This is a genomic window from Streptococcus sp. SM5 (assembly GCF_027497975.1).
The window spans coordinates 20,562-37,969 of sequence record NZ_JAJNSC010000012.1 but is presented as its reverse complement, the minus strand read 5'-3'; the positions used below and the strand labels follow the sequence as shown (position 1 = coordinate 37,969).

14 protein-coding genes are annotated in these 17,408 nt (G+C 41.1%); 10 read left to right on the top strand and 4 right to left on the bottom strand.

What is annotated here, in order from left to right; translation table 11 throughout:
• Positions 1-119: 119 nt before the first annotated feature.
• The 10 genes from PAN07_RS10035 to PAN07_RS09990 all read left to right on the top strand — a co-directional run bounded on the left by PAN07_RS10035 (position 120) and on the right by PAN07_RS09990 (position 14,372).
• Positions 120-1,400 (top strand): glycoside hydrolase family 125 protein, encoded by a 1,281-nt coding sequence (locus PAN07_RS10035; protein ID WP_269797856.1) that lies wholly within the window; start codon positions 120-122, stop codon positions 1,398-1,400.
• A gap of 77 nt (positions 1,401-1,477) precedes the next feature.
• Positions 1,478-4,123, top strand: a complete 2,646-nt coding sequence (locus PAN07_RS10030; protein WP_269797855.1) for an alpha-mannosidase — start codon at positions 1,478-1,480, stop codon at positions 4,121-4,123.
• Positions 4,124-4,207: 84 nt separating this feature from the next.
• A complete protein-coding gene (locus PAN07_RS10025; protein ID WP_269797854.1) occupies positions 4,208-5,077 on the top strand; it encodes an ROK family protein in 870 nt (289 codons plus the stop codon).
• Positions 5,071-6,951, top strand: coding sequence for a beta-N-acetylhexosaminidase (locus tag PAN07_RS10020; RefSeq protein ID WP_269797853.1), 1,881 nt, complete (start codon positions 5,071-5,073; stop codon positions 6,949-6,951). The genes PAN07_RS10025 and PAN07_RS10020 overlap by 7 nt, the downstream gene beginning before the upstream one ends.
• Before the next feature lie 207 nt (positions 6,952-7,158).
• Positions 7,159-8,088, top strand: a complete 930-nt coding sequence (locus PAN07_RS10015; protein ID WP_269797852.1) for a sugar ABC transporter permease — start codon at positions 7,159-7,161, stop codon at positions 8,086-8,088.
• Positions 8,089-8,101: 13 nt separating this feature from the next.
• The gene (locus PAN07_RS10010) at positions 8,102-9,022 is read left to right on the top strand and encodes a carbohydrate ABC transporter permease (protein WP_269797851.1); all 921 of its coding nucleotides are present in this window, start codon (positions 8,102-8,104) and stop codon (positions 9,020-9,022) included.
• Positions 9,023-9,128: 106 nt separating this feature from the next.
• On the top strand, positions 9,129-10,616 hold the full coding sequence (locus PAN07_RS10005) for an ABC transporter substrate-binding protein (protein ID WP_269797850.1): 1,488 nt from the start codon (positions 9,129-9,131) through the stop codon (positions 10,614-10,616).
• A 388-nt stretch (positions 10,617-11,004) separates the two neighbouring features.
• Positions 11,005-12,198, top strand: a complete 1,194-nt coding sequence (locus PAN07_RS10000) for an OFA family MFS transporter (RefSeq protein ID WP_269797849.1) — start codon at positions 11,005-11,007, stop codon at positions 12,196-12,198.
• A gap of 195 nt (positions 12,199-12,393) precedes the next feature.
• On the top strand, positions 12,394-13,380 hold the full coding sequence (locus PAN07_RS09995) for a rhodanese-related sulfurtransferase (RefSeq protein ID WP_269797848.1): 987 nt from the start codon (positions 12,394-12,396) through the stop codon (positions 13,378-13,380).
• 122 nt (positions 13,381-13,502) lie between these two features.
• Positions 13,503-14,372 carry a DUF4299 family protein gene (locus PAN07_RS09990; RefSeq protein ID WP_269797847.1) on the top strand — a complete coding sequence of 290 codons (870 nt, stop codon included), beginning with the start codon at positions 13,503-13,505 and terminating at the stop codon, positions 14,370-14,372.
• Between the two features lie 92 nt (positions 14,373-14,464).
• On the opposite strand, the gene PAN07_RS09985 is transcribed toward PAN07_RS09990, so the two are convergent.
• The 4 genes from PAN07_RS09985 to PAN07_RS09970 form a co-directional block, all read right to left on the bottom strand.
• On the bottom strand, positions 14,465-15,436 hold the full coding sequence (locus PAN07_RS09985) for a DUF6574 domain-containing protein (RefSeq protein ID WP_269797846.1): 972 nt from the start codon (positions 15,434-15,436) through the stop codon (positions 14,465-14,467).
• Positions 15,437-15,524: 88 nt separating this feature from the next.
• On the bottom strand, positions 15,525-16,433 hold the full coding sequence (locus PAN07_RS09980; RefSeq protein ID WP_269797845.1) for a DUF4097 family beta strand repeat-containing protein: 909 nt from the start codon (positions 16,431-16,433) through the stop codon (positions 15,525-15,527).
• Positions 16,426-17,019, bottom strand: a complete 594-nt coding sequence (locus PAN07_RS09975; RefSeq protein WP_269797844.1) for a DUF1700 domain-containing protein — start codon at positions 17,017-17,019, stop codon at positions 16,426-16,428. The genes PAN07_RS09980 and PAN07_RS09975 overlap by 8 nt, the downstream gene beginning before the upstream one ends.
• Entirely contained in the window at positions 17,006-17,332 is a 327-nt protein-coding gene (locus PAN07_RS09970) for a PadR family transcriptional regulator (protein ID WP_006149048.1), read from the bottom strand. The genes PAN07_RS09975 and PAN07_RS09970 overlap by 14 nt, the downstream gene beginning before the upstream one ends.
• Positions 17,333-17,408: the final 76 nt, after the last annotated feature.

The following is a 17,408-nucleotide window of genomic DNA, read 5'->3' as shown; positions in this document are numbered from 1 at the left end:
TAGAAAAGGAGTTTCAAATATAACAATTTTGTAGAAAAATGACTATCATTTGTGTATATATTTTCTGGGCTAAAAGCTATATACTGAAAATGAATCTTGTTTGAATGAGGTAAAAGTTTATGGTATATTCTAAAGAAATTGTTAGAGAATGGCTAGATGAAGTAGCAGAACGTGCCAAGGAACATCCTGAATGGGTTGATGTCTTTGAACGTTGCTACACAGATACTTTAGACAATACAGTTGAAATCTTAGAAGACGGCTCAACTTTTGTACTAACTGGAGATATCCCAGCTATGTGGCTCCGTGATTCAACTGCTCAGCTGAGACCATATCTTCATGTGGCAAAAAGAGACCCTCGTTTGCGCCAGACCATTGCTGGTTTGGTTAAACGTCAGATGACCTTGATTCTCAAGGATCCCTATGCCAACTCTTTCAATATTGAGGAGAACTGGAAGGGTCATCACGAGACAGACCATACAGACCTCAATGGCTGGATTTGGGAGCGTAAGTATGAAGTGGATTCGCTTTGCTACCCCTTGCAGTTGGCTTATCTCCTTTGGAAAGAAACTGGTGAGACTAGCCAGTTTGATGAGACTTTTGTTACAGCGACCAAGGAAATCCTCCATCTCTGGACAGTGGAACAAGACCACAACAATTCACCTTATCGCTTTGTTCGTGACACCGATCGTAAGGAAGACACTCTGGTGAATGATGGCTTTGGTCCTGACTTTGCCGTTACAGGAATGACCTGGTCAGCCTTCCGTCCAAGCGATGACTGCTGTCAGTATAGCTACTTGATTCCATCCAATATGTTTGCAGTGGTTGTTTTGAGTTATGTTCAAGAAATATTTGCAACACTAGACTTAGCTGATAGCGAGAGTATTATTGCTGATGCCAAACGTCTCCAAGCCGAGATTCAAGAAGGAATCGAAAACTATGCCTACACTACCAACAGCAAGGGTGAAAAAATTTATGCCTTCGAAGTAGACGGTTTAGGAAATGCTAGCATCATGGACGACCCTAACGTACCAAGTTTGTTAGCTGCTCCATATCTTGGTTACTGTGATGTCAATGACGAAGTGTATCAAGCAACTCGTCGCACCATTCTCAGCCCTGAAAATCCCTACTTCTATGAAGGAGAGTACGCAAGTGGGCTTGGAAGTTCTCATACCTTCTATCGTTATATCTGGCCGATTGCTCTATCTATCCAAGGCTTAACTGCTACAGATAAAGCTGAGAAAAAATACTTGCTAGACCAGCTAGTTGCCTGCGATGGCGGAACAGGTGTGATGCATGAAAGCTTCCACGTAGATGACCCGACTCTCTACTCTCGTGAATGGTTCTCATGGGCCAATATGATGTTCTGTGAGTTGGTCTTGGACTACTTGGATATTCGATAATGAGTTTTAGCTCGATAGATTCTTGTACAGAATCACAAATATATTTTTAAATTTAAGTTAGAATGAGGTTTTACTTCATGGAAAATGTTGTTGTACATATCATCTCTCACAGTCACTGGGATCGTGAGTGGTATCTACCTTTTGAAAGTCACCGCATGCAATTGGTGGAACTTTTTGACAATCTTTTTGATCTTTTTGAAAATGATCCTGAGTTCAAGAGTTTCCACCTAGATGGACAAACCATTGTCCTCGATGACTATTTAGAAATTCGCCCTGAAAATCGTGACAAGGTGCAGCGTTATATCGATGAAGGGAAACTCAAGATTGGTCCTTTCTACATCTTGCAGGATGATTACTTAATCTCCAGTGAAGCCAATGTCCGCAATACCTTGATTGGCCAAGCTGAATGTGCTAAATGGGGCAAATCTACTCAAATCGGTTACTTCCCTGATACCTTTGGGAATATGGGACAAGCTCCTCAAATCCTTCAAAAATCAGGCATTCACGTAGCGGCCTTTGGTCGTGGTGTCAAACCAATTGGATTTGACAACCAAGTCCTCGAAGATGAGCAATTTACCTCTCAATTTTCTGAGATGTACTGGCAGGGTGCGGATGGTAGCCGTGTACTCGGCATTCTCTTTGCTAACTGGTACAGTAACGGGAACGAGATTCCAGTGGATAAAGATGAAGCCTTGACCTTCTGGAAACAAAAATTGGCAGACGTTCGTGACTATGCATCGACCAACCAATGGTTGATGATGAACGGCTGTGACCATCAGCCTGTACAGAGAAATATTAGCGAAGCGATTCGTGTGGCAAACGAACTCTTCCCAGACGTGACCTTTATTCATAGCTCCTTTGACGAATATGTGCAAGCAGTGGAAAGTGCGCTTCCTGAACATCTATCAACGGTCACAGGTGAGTTGACTAGTCAAGAAACAGATGGTTGGTACACCCTTGCCAATACCTCTTCTTCACGTATTTACCTCAAACAAGCCTTCCAAGAAAATAGCAACTTGTTAGAGCAGGTCGTGGAACCGTTGACCATTATCACTGGAGGACATAACCACAAAGATCAATTGACCTATGCTTGGAAGGTACTTCTGCAAAATGCACCTCACGATAGCATCTGTGGATGTAGTATCGACGAAGTTCACCGTGAAATGGAAACTCGTTTTGCCAAGGTCAACCAGGTTGGGAACTTTGTCAAGACCAACCTTCTTAATGAATGGAAGGGGAAATTGGCAACTCAAAATGCTGAGAGTGATCACCTCTTTACTGTCATCAACACGAGTCTGCATGACAAGGTAGATACTGTTAGCACGGTACTCGACGTCGTTACTTGTGAGTTCAAAGAATTACACCCAACTGAAGGCTACAAAAAGATGGCAGCCTTGACCTTGCCAACCTACCATGTAAAAGATTTGGATGGCCGTGTGGTCGAAGCTAAAATTGAAGACTTGGGAGCAAACTTTGAGTATGACCTTCCAAAAGACAAATTCCGTCAACCTCGTATCGCTCGTCAAGTGCGCGTGACACTTCCAGTTCACCTAGCCGCTCTTTCTTGGGCAAGCTTCCAGTTGGTTGAAGGCGAGAGAGAAGGCCACGATGGTATCTACCAAAACGGTGTGATTGACACACCATTTGTAACTGTCAGTGTAGACCAAGGAATCATTGTCTATGACAAGACGACCCATGAAGCATACGAAGACTTCATCCAATTTGAGGACCGTGGAGATATTGGTAACGAATATATCTACTTCCAGCCAAAAGGAACTGAGCCAATCTACGCTCAACTGAAAGGCTATGAAGTCTTAGAAAACAATGCTCGCTATGCCAAAGTACTTCTCAAACATGACTTGACTATTCCAGTCAGTGCAGATGAACAATTGGATGCGGAGCAAAGAGGAATCATCGAGTTTATGAAACGTGATGCAGGTCGTTCAGAAGAATTGACAGCTATTTCTCTTGAAACTGAGATGACTGTCTTTGTGGACAATCCACAGATTCGTTTCAAGACTCGCTTTACCAATACTGCCAAAGACCACCGCATCCGTCTCTTGGTTAAAACCCACAATACTCGACCAAGCAATGATTCTGAAAGTATTTATGAGGTTGTGACACGACCAAACAAACCAGCAGCTTCTTGGGAAAATCCTGAAAACCCGCAACACCAACAAGCCTTTGTCAGCCTTTATGATGATGAAAAAGGTGTAACTGTAGCCAACAAAGGATTGCACGAGTATGAAATCCTTGGAGATGACACCATTGCAGTGACTCTTCTTCGTGCTTCAGGTGAACTTGGAGACTGGGGCTACTTCCCTACTCCAGAAGCCCAGTGCTTGCGTGATGTAGAGGTTGAGTTTGCAGTAGAGTGCCACCAAGCAGGCGAACGCTTCTCGGTCTTTCGCCGTGCCAAGGCCTTCCAAGTGCCATTTACAGCCCTTCAAGTTACAAAACAAGAAGGAAGTGTTGCAGCTACGGGTAGTCTCTTCAACCATCCGGCTTTGAGCTTGCCACAAGTCTGCCCGACAGCCTTTAAGGTGGCTGAAAATGAAGAAGGCTATGTCCTTCGTTACTACAATATGAGTCAAGAAAATGTCCGCATATCTGAAAAACAACAGACCATTCTTGACTTGCTGGAACGCCCATATCCAGTTCACTCAGGATTATTGGCACCACATGAAATTCGTACAGAATTGATTAAAAAAGAAGAAATCTGATTTCAAAAAGTAAACATAAACAGAAAGGAGGAGCGAAAAAGTAAGAATCAACTACTGACTCGCTCCTTTTTACAGGTGAAAGCCATGACCCTTGCAACCATTGATATCGGAGGAACTGGGATTAAGTTTGCTAGTCTAACTCCTGATGGAAAGATTTTGGATAAGACCAGTACTCCAACTCCGGAGACTCTGGAAGAGTTACTAGCTTGGTTGGACCAACGCTTGTCAGAAAAGGACTACAGCGGGATTGCCATGAGTGTACCAGGTGCAGTTAATCAAGAGACAGGTGTTATTGAGGGAATTAGTGCTATTCCTTATATTCATGGATTTTCTTGGTATGAAGCTCTTGCTCATCATCAACTCCCTATCCATCTAGAAAATGATGCTAACTGTGTTGGGCTCAGTGAACTGCTAGCTCACCCAGAGATTGAAAATGCAGCTTGTGTCGTGATTGGGACTGGAATCGGCGGTGCCATGATTATCAATGGGAAACTTCACAGAGGTCGTCATGGCTTGGGAGGAGAGTTTGGTTATATGACAACCATTGAACCCGCAGAAAAACTCAACAACTGGTCGCTACTAGCTTCTACAGGAAATATGGTTCGTTATGTGATTGAAAAATCAGGTCAGTCTGACTGGGATGGCCGTAAGATTTATCAAGAGGCTGCGGCAGGAAATGCCCTTTGCCAAGAAGCCATTGAACGCATGAATCGTAACTTAGCTCAAGGCCTGCTCAATATCCAGTACCTCATCGACCCAGATGTCATTAGCCTAGGTGGCTCTATCAGTCAGAACCCTGATTTTATCAAAGGTGTGCAAAAAGCGGTGGATGCCTTTGTAGAAACTTATGAAGAATATACAATTGCTCCAGTTATTCAAGCTTGCACTTATCACGCAGATGCTAATCTCTACGGTGCCCTTGTCAACTGGTTACAGGAGGAAAACCTATGGTAATTTCTACAGGACTTAGTTCCAAACAAGCGCAAGCTATCGAAGTATTAAAAAATCACATTTCCCTACCGGATGTAGAAGTGGCAGTTGCTCAATCTGACCAAGCGTCTATCTCTATCAAGGGTGAGAGTGGACAGTATCATTTGACCTACCGCCAACCTCATCAACTTTACCGTGCCTTATCCGTGCTAGCAACAGCTTTAGCAGAAGGTGATAAGGTCGAGATTGAAGAACAAGCTGCCTATGAAGATTTAGCTTACATGGCAGACTGTTCGCGAAATGCCGTGATCAATGTAGCGTCTGCTAAGCAGATGATTGAACTTCTGGCTCTCATGGGCTACTCAACCTTTGAGCTCTATATGGAGGACACCTATCAGATTGAGGGGCAGCCATACTTTGGCTATTTCCGTGGGGCTTATGCTGCTGAAGAGTTACAAGAAATTGAAGCCTACGCCCAGCAGTTTGACATGACCTTTGTGCCATGTATCCAAACTTTGGCTCACTTATCAGCCTTTGTCAAATGGGGCGTCAAAGAAGTACAAGAACTCCGTGATGTAGAAGACATTCTCCTCATTGGCGAAGAAAAAGTCTATGACCTGATTGATGGCATGTTTGCGACGTTGTCTAAACTACAAACTCGCAAGGTCAATATCGGAATGGACGAAGCCCACTTGGTTGGTTTGGGACGTTACCTTATCCTAAACGGTGTGGTGGATCGTAGTCTTCTCATGTGCCAACACTTGGAGCGCGTGCTGGATATTGCGGACAAGTATGGTTTCCACTGCCAGATGTGGAGCGATATGTTCTTCAAGCTCATGTCAGCAGATGGCCAGTACGACCGTGAGGTAGAAATTCCAGAAGAAACTCGTGTTTACTTAGACAGTCTAAAAGACCGTGTGACCTTGGTTTACTGGGATTATTACCAAGATAGCGAGGAAAAATACAACCGAAACTTCCGTAATCACCACAAGATTAGTCAGGATATCGCCTTTGCAGGTGGTGCTTGGAAATGGATTGGTTTTACACCACACAACCATTTCAGTCGTCTCATTGCAGTAGAAGCCAATAAAGCTTGCCGTGCCAACCAGATCAAGGAAGTCATCGTGACGGGTTGGGGGGACAATGGTGGTGAAACAGCCCAGTTCTCGATTTTACCAAGTTTGCAAATCTGGGCAGAGCTCAGCTATCGCAATGATTTAGAACGTTTATCTGCCCATTTCAAGACCAATACAGGCCTATCCGTTGAGGACTTTATGCAGCTGGATCTGGCCAATCTCTTGCCAGACCTACCAGACAATCTTAGTGGTATCAATCCCAATCGCTATGTCTTTTATCAGGATGTTCTTTGCCCAATTCTTGACAAGCACATGACTCCTGAACAGGATAGACCTCACTTTGCCCAAGCAGCTGAGACTCTTGCTACTATTAAAGAAAAAGCAGGCGCTTATGCTTATCTTTTTGAAACTCAGGCACAGTTGAATGTCATTTTAAGTGATAAAGTTGATGTAGGCCGACGCATTCGTCAAGCCTATCAAGCAGATGATAAAGAAAGCTTGCAACAAATTGCCAGAGAGGAATTACCAAAACTCAGAAGTGAGATTGAACACTTCCACAAGCTCTTTAGCCAGCAATGGCTGAAAGAAAACAAGGTCTTTGGCTTGGATACCGTGGATATCCGCATGGGTGGACTCTTACAACGTATCAAGCGAGCAGAAAATCGTATTGAAAACTACCTAGCAGGTGACATTTCTCGTATTGATGAACTAGAAGTAGACATCTTGCCATTTAATGATTTCTATGCAGATAAGGACTTCGCAGCGACGACTGCCAACCAATGGCATACCATTGCAACAGCTTCGACAATCTATACAACATAAAGATTAGAACACCCTGCATGAATCAGAGCGTTTCTCGTGAAACATACTTTTATAAACAAAATTTCTCCACAAAAAATAATTTGTGGAGTTTTTTCTATAATTTGTAGTTTAAACTGTCCTAAAAATAAGAGTATACTATTTTTGTAAACGTTATCAAGTTTAAAATGTGAGATTTTGAAGTTTTAGAAAATAAAAAGGGAGGAAATTATGAACAAGTTTTCAAAAACTTTAAGAGATAATTGGATTTTTCTCTTAATGGTTCTACCAGGAACAATTTGGTTGATTTTATTCTTCTACATTCCAGTTTTTGGGAATGTGGTTGCCTTCAAAGACTACCATATGACTGGTGAAGGATTCGTCCACAGTATTATAAATAGTAGATGGGTCGGACTAGATAACTTTAAATTCTTGTTTAGTTCCAAGGATGCCTTTGTAATCACTCGAAACACTGTCCTTTACAACCTTGGATTTATCTTTATCGGTTTAATTGTATCAGTTGGTATCGCCATTATCCTTAGTGAACTTCGCTCTAAGCAAATGGTTAAAATATTCCAGACTTCTATGCTATTCCCTTACTTCCTATCATGGGTTATCATCAGTTTCTTTACAGATGCTTTCCTTAACATCGATAAAGGGGTCATCAACCGATTCTTGCAAACTATCGGTATGAAGGGAATTAACTTCTACGCTGACTTAGGCATCTGGCCATATCTCCTACTTTTCCTAGGTATCTGGAAAGGTTTTGGATATAGTAGTGTTATGTACTACGCAACCATTATGGGGATTGACCCAACCTATTACGAGGCGGCGACAGTGGACGGGGCTAGCAAATGGCAACGTATCCGTAACGTAACCATTCCTCAGTTGACACCGCTTGTGACAGTATTGACCATTCTGGCAGTCGGAAACATCTTCCGTGCAGACTTCGGTCTCTTCTATCAAATTCCTCACAACGCTGGACAGCTTTATAGTGTAACAAACGTATTAGACGTCTATGTCTTTAACGGATTGACTCAAACAGCAGATATCGGTATGGCTTCAGCAGCTGGTCTCTATCAGTCAGTTGTAGGTTTGATTCTGGTTATCCTATCAAACTTACTTGCAAGACGTGTTGATCCTAACTCGGCACTATTCTAGAAAGGAGGAGCATATGGCAAAAAACATTCAAAAAGGAAAAATTGATAATGTCGGCATACACTCCTTCGGAAAAAAAGCAAACATATTCTTCAGTATTATATCAGGTTTGCTGGCCTTCTCTTGTATATTGCCCTTTATCTTCGTAATCATTATCTCGATTACGGATGAAACCAGTATCATCCAAAACGGATACAGTTTCTTCCCTTCTAAATTTGGGTTAGATGGGTTTGAGTTTTTGACTCAGTTTCAAGATAAGATTTTACAAGCGCTCTTTATCTCTGTCTTTGTAACGGTCGTTGGTACATTGACAAACGTCTTCATCACAACAACTTATGCCTATGCCATCTCACGTTCAACATTTAAGTATCGTAAATTCTTTACAATCTTCGCTCTTCTTAGTATGTTGTTCAATGCTGGTTTGGTACCAGGCTACATCGTGGTGACTCAATTGCTTCACCTTGGTGATACCATTTGGGCTTTGATTATTCCAATGCTGCTATCTCCATTCAACATCATGTTGATGCGTTCCTTCTTCAAGAAGACTATCCCAGAAGCAATTCTCGAATCAGCTCGTATCGATGGTGCCAGCGAGGCTCGGATCTTCTTCCAGATCTGTTTGCCGCTTTCATTACCAGGTATAGCAACCATCACGCTTCTGACAGCTCTTGGCTTTTGGAATGACTGGTTTAACGCTCTTCTTTACATCAAGAGTGACAACTTGTATCCATTGCAATATTTGCTCATGCAGATTCAACAAAATATGGACTACATTGCTAAGTCAGTTGGTTTGTCAGGTCAACTTGCAGTTGCCCTTCCAAAAGAGACAGGACGTATGGCAATGGTTGTAGTTGCAACCCTTCCTATTGCGATTTTATATCCATTCTTCCAACGCTACTTTGTAAAAGGTTTGACCATCGGTGGTGTTAAAGAATAGTGCTAGTTGAGAAATACAGTTTCTCTATCTCTAACTTCGTCATTGTGATAGAAGTTAAATATCATTACATTGTTTATAATTAAAAATAAAAAAAGGAGTTTTTATCATGAAAAACTGGAAAAAATATGCTTTTACTTCAGCTAGCCTTCTAGCTTTGGCTGCTGGACTTGCAGCTTGTGGTAACCTTAAAGGAAACAACCAAAAAGCTGCTGAATCATCATCATCGTCATCAGGTGATAAGACTGTTATCAAAATGTACCAAATCGGTGACAAACCAGATAACTTGGATGAATTGCTAGAAAATGCAAACAAAATCATCGGAGAAAAAGTTGGTGCTAAATTGGATATCCAATACCTTGGATGGGGTGACTACGGTAAGAAAATGTCAGTTATCACATCATCAGGTGAAAACTATGATATCGCATTTGCAGATAACTACATTGTAAACGCTCAAAAAGGTGCTTATGCTGACTTGACAGAATTGTACAAGAAAGAAGGAGCAGAACTCTACAAAGCGCTTGATCCAGCTTACATCAAAGGTAATACTGTAAACGGCAAGATCTATGCAGTTCCAGTTGCAGCTAACGTTGCATCTTCACAAAACTTTGCTTTCAACGGCACTCTTCTTGAAAAATATGGAATCGACATCTCAGGTGTAACTTCATACGAAACACTTGAACCAGTCTTGAAACAAATTAAAGAAAAAGCTCCAGATGTAGTTCCATTTGCAGTTACTAAGAACTTTATCCCATCTGAAAACTTCGACTACCCAGTAGCAAACGGTCTTCCATTCGTAATCGACCTTGAAGGAGATACTACTAAGATCGTTAACCGTTACGAAGTTCCTCGTTTCGTAGAGCATTTGAAGACTCTTCACAAATTCTACGAAGAAGGATACATTCCAAAAGACGTAGCAACAAGCGATACTTCATTTGACCTTCAACAAGATACTTGGTTCGTACGTGAAGAAACAGTAGGACCAGCTGACTACGGTAACAGCTTGCTTTCTCGTGTTGCTAACAAAGACATCCAAATCAAACCATTTACTAACTTCATCAAGAAAAACCAAACAACTCAAGTTGCTAACTTTGTAATCTCAAACAACTCTAAGAACAAAGAAAAAGCTATGGAAGTGTTGAACCTCTTGAACACTAACCCAGAACTCTTGAACGGTCTTGTTTACGGTCCAGAAGGCAAGAACTGGGAGAAAATTCAAGGTAAAGAAAACCGTGTTCGTGTCCTTGATGGATACAAAGGAAACACTCACATGGGTGGATGGAACACTGGTAACAACTGGATCCTTTACATCAACGAAAACGTAACAGACGAGCAAATTGCACAATCTAAGAAAGACTTGGAAACTGCAAAAGAATCTCCAGCGCTTGGATTCATCTTTAACACTGACAGCGTGAAATCTGAAATCTCAGCAATCACTAATACTATGCAACAATTCGATACAGCTATCAACACTGGTACTGTAGACCCAGAAAAAGCTATTCCAGAATTGATGGAAAAACTTAAATCTGAAGGTGCATACCAAAAAGTATTGGATGAAATGCAAAAACAATACGATGAATTCTTGAAAAACAAATAATTCATAAATCCTCATTGATTTCGTGTATTCATTCCTAAAAAGAGCAATCACTATCTTGTCTGGGTATTTCCAGATGGGGTAGTGATTTTTTTTGTATTTGGTGCGAAAAGGCTAAAGAGAGCAACTAGAAAAGCTTTTTAAATACAATATGATAGTATATGAATAGGGCTTAATTGAGCTAATACCCCTATTAGTTTAATTAAGTAGCTTTTTGATATAAAGTAGATTATAATAAGAGTGTAAGACAATGAAAGCGCTTAACATTGTGAAAATTACTTTATTTGCTTGGTGATTTCTAGACTAGCTATCTAGGCTGAGTAAATGAAAAATCGACAATTTTTGTCAACAATTCCCTTTGGGGATAAGAATTTTACATGAGGTTATTCATATGAAAAAAACACCCAATCGTTGGTTAATTTTGGCAGCAGCCATTTTAACGAATCTCTCTCTAGGTGCTGGTTACGCCTGGTCAGTCTTTCAAAAGGCACTGCTAGAAACCAATGCTAGTCAAGGATGGGTTCAAGCCCAAACTTCTTTGGCCTTTAGTATTTCTTTTGCAATGGTACCTGTTGGTATGATTATTTTTGGTCCTAAAATCGATTCAGAAGGACCTAAGAAATTTGTATTCCTAGGTGGTATTCTCTTCGGTGCTGGTATGTTCGCTACTGGATTTGCTACCACTCTTCCAGTCCTTTATCTCACTTACGGGGTTGTCCTAGGACTTGGTATTGGTTCAGCTTATGGAGCATCTACTTCAGTTGCTACTAAGTGGTTCCCAGATAAAAAAGGTCTAGCTGGTGGTTTGACAGCAGCAGGTTTCGGGTTAGGTCCCCTTATTATCGGTCCAGTTGCCAAATCTTTGATTGCTTCTATGGGTGTTTACTCAACATTCAAAGTATTAGGTATCATTCTTCTAATTGTTATTTGTACTTCTTCATTGGTAATGGAGAAAGCTCCTGCAGCTGCACCGGCAGCTGGAGCATCTCAACCAGAAGGTAAAACTTACAAAGAAATGCTTCGTGACGGAAATTACTGGCTTCTATGGTTGATTTACGTTCTTGGTGCTACTGGTGGAATGATGATCATCGGTACTGCAGCATCAATTTCTGACCAGTATCAACTTGTAGGAGAAGCTACACTCTTCGTTATGTTAGTATCTATCGCTAATACATTTGGACGTATCTTCTGGGGTTCAGTATCTGATAAGATTGGTCGCTACCCTACAGTTATCGCTATGTTTGGAGCAATTGCTGTTGGATTATTGCTTACAGCCTTGTTCAAAGGTCCAGGAAGCATCTTGGCTATCCTTGGAGTTATGATGGTTGCCTTGTCATTCGGTGGATTCCTAGGTTTATTCCCAGGTATCACTGCTGAAAACTGGGGAGTAACTTATGTAGGAACAAACTACGGTTGGATGTTTACTGCATACGGTGTGGCTGCGATTGCTGGTCCACAGCTTGGTTCACGTCTTGCACAAGCAAACCAAGGAGACTACACAATGGCCTTCTTCATCGTTATCGGTATGGCTATCGTTGGTATTCTTCTCCAACTCTTCTACATGTCTAAAGCTAAAAAAGCATAAACATTAATCCTTGGAATTTTCCAAGGATTTTTTTATTATTTTGAATTAGATGTAGGATTGCAAATCAAAACTAGCTCCTGCCAGAGGAGGTTAATTTTCAGTCAAATAAATTGCAATCGCTTTTCTTTATCGGTATACTAATATAGTTAGATGAAAAATTCTGAAAATTTAAGAATAGAAAAGAGAACAAATCTTATGGCAAAAGATATTCGTGTCTTACTTTACTACCTCTATACTCCAATTGAGAATGCGGAACAATTCGCTGCAGATCATTTGGCCTTCTGTAAATCTATCGGTCTAAAAGGTCGTATCCTTGTGGCTGATGAGGGTATTAACGGAACAGTTTCAGGTGACTACGAAACAACACAAAAATATATGGACTATGTTCACAGTCTCCCAGGAATGGAGAACTTATGGTTCAAGATTGATGAAGAAAACGAGCAAGCCTTCAAGAAGATGTTTGTTCGCTACAAAAAAGAAATTGTTCACCTTGGTCTTGAGGACAATGACTTTGATAGCGACATTAATCCATTAGAAACAACTGGTGCTTACCTATCTCCAAAAGAGTTTAAAGAAGCCCTTCTTGACGAAGATACTGTTGTCTTAGATACACGTAACGACTATGAATATGATCTAGGTCATTTCCGAGGAGCTATCCGTCCAGAAATCCGTAACTTCCGCGAGTTACCACAATGGGTTCGTGACAATAAGGAAAAATTCATGGATAAACGTGTCGTGGTTTACTGTACAGGTGGAGTACGTTGTGAAAAATTCTCTGGTTGGATGGTTCGTGAAGGTTATAAAGATGTTGGTCAATTGCACGGAGGTATTGCAACATACGGTAAAGACCCAGAAGTTCAAGGTGAGCTTTGGGATGGGAAAATGTATGTTTTTGATGAGCGTATCGCAGTGGATATCAACCATGTGAATCCAACCGTTGTTGGTAAGGACTGGTTTGATGGAACACCATGTGAGCGCTACGTTAACTGTGGCAATCCATTCTGTAACCGTCGTATCTTAACGTCAGAAGAAAATGAAGATAAATACCTTCGCGGGTGCTCACATGAGTGCCGTGTTCATCCACGCAATCGTTATGTCTTAGAACATGAATTAACAGAAGCTGATGTAATTGAGCGTTTAGCAGTACTTGGTGAGAGTTTAGATCCAGCTACAGCAGTATAAAAAGCAAACAGTCCTGACGGGCTGTTTTTCTATGCTTTTTACCCAAAAATCTAAAATTTGTTTCTGCATCTTTCAGGAAAATAGTGTATACTATATGTAAACGATTTCAAAGGAGCCCATGTATGGTGAAAGCATTTTTTATTCCAAATAAACAAAGTGTCCTGGGACAACAGGAGATTTTAACAGCAAAATCAATCTTAGCCCTTGTAGATGGCTTGGAATCTCATAGTTATGACGCTATCTATCTCCGTCAGCCTCTCAATCGTCTTGAGTATATCGAGTGTGCTGTTGTGGGTAAGTCTCAATTTCTCTTTAAAGTTAGCTATGAAGATAGCAAGAAAGGCTATCAAGTTGTTATTCCCGATTTTATCACAAGAGCTGACTGGGAAATTGTAGCAGATCTTTTGCGAGCATTGTCTAGTAAGATAGGAGAAGCAGTTGAAGGTTTTGAGGACTTTGACTTAAATGCTTATTTCCAAGAAACAGTTAAGAACTATCTGGCTGATAAAGCTGCTAGCCTATATTTCTGTCAAGGAATTCTTTCACCTATTTATTTTAATAAGACGGATTTGGAAGCTTTCTTAGAACAAGATGGTTTGACACGTTTTGAAACTCTGGTCAAAAAGGTTCAAGAGTCTGATGCTTATCTTGCAACCCTCAGATTTTACCCAGATGGCCAAGGCAAGATTCACGGCATCTACCATTTAGCCCAGGGAGTTAAGACTATCTTACCGAAGGGGCCTGTTGTTCCTGCTCCTTACATTGAGCAGTTGGCAGGTAAAGATGTTATCTGGGAGATTGACTTGGTGAAAATATCTGGAGATGGTTCTAAGCCTGAAGACTATGAAGCAGTAGCCAGATTAGATTACAAAGCCTTTTTAGAAGCTCTTCCAAAAGAACTTTATCAGGACTTGGATGCTAATCAAATAGTGGTAGGACCTGTTTTAGGGGAAGATTTTGAAGCATTAGTAAATAGTGAACTAGAGAAATAAACGAAAGATAGTAGTTCTAAAAATAAGAAAAGGCAGATTTTTGGTCTGCTTTTTGTGTACAAAAAATCCTGTCAGAGTGACAGGATTTTATCTTACATAAAGGCTAGGATTCGAAGATAATCGAAAACCAGTGCCATTTCTGCTAGGAAAAAGAGAAATAGGATGCTTCCGTTGACTAGAAAGGCCAAGAGAAGGCGATAGAAGGGGTCGGTTTGACTATCTTTACTAGGTTTTGAGATGATGTAGAGGTTAGCAAGAAGTACCAGACCAATGCTAATGAGGCAAAGAAGAGCTGCAAAACGTAGACTATTAAAGAAGGCAAAGAAACTCGCAATACCCGTGAGCAGGATAGGAAGAGCGAAGAGTCTGCTATACTCTTGCAAGGCTTTTTCTAGTGTCCAGTTACGGTCTTGGTCGACAAAGCGTTTGACTACAAATCCACCCATGAGGATTGAAAAGAAGAAGAGACTTGTTGCTACCAAGATGGAGAAGATAGAAAAGAGATTTAGTGAAGGGAGATGCTGGAGAGCTTTAGAGTCGATGGCTGCCATATGGCCGTAGTAGGATTGCTTGGCGTGATAAACTGTAAAGAGGAAACTCGTAGCAGAAAAGATAGTTAGGAGCGCAAAGGCGTTATAACTATGTTTTTTATCTGTATCAATGCTTGCTGTTGGCTCTTTGAGAGCACCTTGTAACCAGATCCAAAAATCAGCCAATTCTTCTTTGAAGATTGCAGTTTTTGTAGGGACAGGGTCTGGGACAAATGGACTTTCTAAGGATTTGTTGGTCAAAGGTTTGCTTGTCTGAGAAACTTCTTTAACAGGTTCTTCTGACTTGTCTATCTTTTCTGTATTTTCCACGATCTCTTCGTGTTCGCCATTCTCTACTTTTTCTAGGTCAGTTTCTTGTTCTTCAGGATTGACCTGAAGATTTTCTTCAGCCACTGGCGCCTCTTCTTTTTCTTTCAGTTCTTCCTCGGGAATGACTGGATCAGATGGGTTTTCTTTTTTCTCATTGTTGGCTGTTTTCTCAAAATCAGCACTTTCGAACCATTCTTGAGTCATGATGAGACCTCCTTTTTTTGATTAATTTTTGAGTAGTAACTACTAGTTATCTTTATTCATGATTTCTATAAGAAAGCAAGCGATCTTATTATGGGAAATAGATACTTTGATTCGATTTTGCGACGAGGAGATCTTGCGTATCTTTTTTTTCTGTTTTGTAAGGGTTCGCTAATGCTTCACCTTTACTACCTCCCGTATGTATGTCACGTCTGTCTCGATGCCAGCGATAGATATCACCATGTTCAGCAGAAAACTCAACATTGATTCGCTCAAGTTCCTTTTGGGATAACTCGAGTGAGATATCTTTTCTTGCCTCGAATTCTACCTTACCGTGCACTTGGATGTCGTCAGCAGAGATATGTTGATGTTCTGCTTGGATACGGCTATCTGTTAGACTGGTTTCAAATACATTGACGATTCCAGCTGTGGTCAGTTGGCTATTTTTAATCTCGCTATCAGTGATACGAAGGAGATAGCCATTTGACTGAATCTTGGCATTGCTGAGTTTTACATCGGCAATCGAAAGGACACCGTGGTCGACCTGGGCGGTTAGATCTTTTAATTCTCTTCTTTTTGGCAACGATAGAACGACCTCATCATTGCGGCTGGAAATTCCGCTTGCGATAAAGAGGATACCTTCGATACTAGAACCTACAAAGCGGTGTGTCGTTGACTTGGTGTCAGAAATCTCAAGAGTTTTTTCTTTGATAGAATGCTGGAGGTTTTCTTTTTCAGAGATGGTCGGGTGATACTGAAGGTGAATCTTGTCATCGCTAGATTCTCTAATGACTAACGAATGTTCTGTTAGTGACATGTTAAGATTTTCAATATCTTGATCAAAAACGAGCTCTTCCATTCGGCTCTCAAAGACTGGTTTTTGTGACATTGCAAGGAGGCCTCTGACACCGTCTGTTTGGATGCCGATAATCATCATTGAAAAACCGATGATACTGGTAACAACACCAAAGATAAGAAATCCTTTTGTCCATTTACGCATGTCTTTCACCTCTCTTTCCTCTATTAAGGATCCATTGGATAAGTCGAAGGACTAGTAATCCAAAGAAACGTGCTACATAGGAAGTTGCTAGTAAGACTAGAGACGAAGCTCCGATAGCTAGTAAGCCTCCACCAAAAATCAGTATAAAAGCAGATGTCGATTCAGCCAGAACGTAGAAGCTTTCAAATAGGAGAACGCCTCCTAGGATTAGTCCAGCTACAGATACAGCAAAGAAGGCTATAAGTACGCTGACAGCAGCGATAAAAATCCCGATGATAGCCATGAGAAGAGCAATTCCGACTGGAATTCCGATAGGAGCTGCAAGAAGGGCTAGTAGAGCGATGCGTAAAATATGGCGGTCGTTCTTGCTGGAATTTTCTTCGTTGATTTTCTTGTCAAGAAGTGTAGTCAGGACATCATGGGCAGCTTCTTTTGGACTTCCCAGGCTAGCGATAAGCTCCTCCTCACCTTCTGGACCCGCATCATCAAAGAGTTCTTTGAAGTAATCCATGGCTTCAATGCGATCAGATTGAGGCAGTTTCATCAGATAGGCTTCAAGCTGATTCAAATATTCAGTTCTTGTCATGGCGAATGCTCCCTTCTATGATGCCATTGATAGTGTCAGTGTAGAGTGTCCATTCTTCTCTGAGTACAAATAGTTGCTCCTCCCCAATCTCTGTTAAGGAGTAGTATTTCCGCATCCGACCTTGGTATTCGCGAGAGTATGTAGTCAGATAGCGGTTGGTATCCAGTTTTTTCAAGATGGGGTAAAGGGTAGATTCCTTGATTTTGGCAATGAGTTTAATGGTTTGACTAATTTCATAACCATAGGAATCCCCTTGTTCTAGGATGGCCAAGATGAGAAATTCAATCAAGGCCGCTGATGTTGGAAAATACATGGGGCACCTCCTTTATAGTATGTAAAAATTTTATATATAATTATTCTACACATACATCATACATCTAAATGTAAGC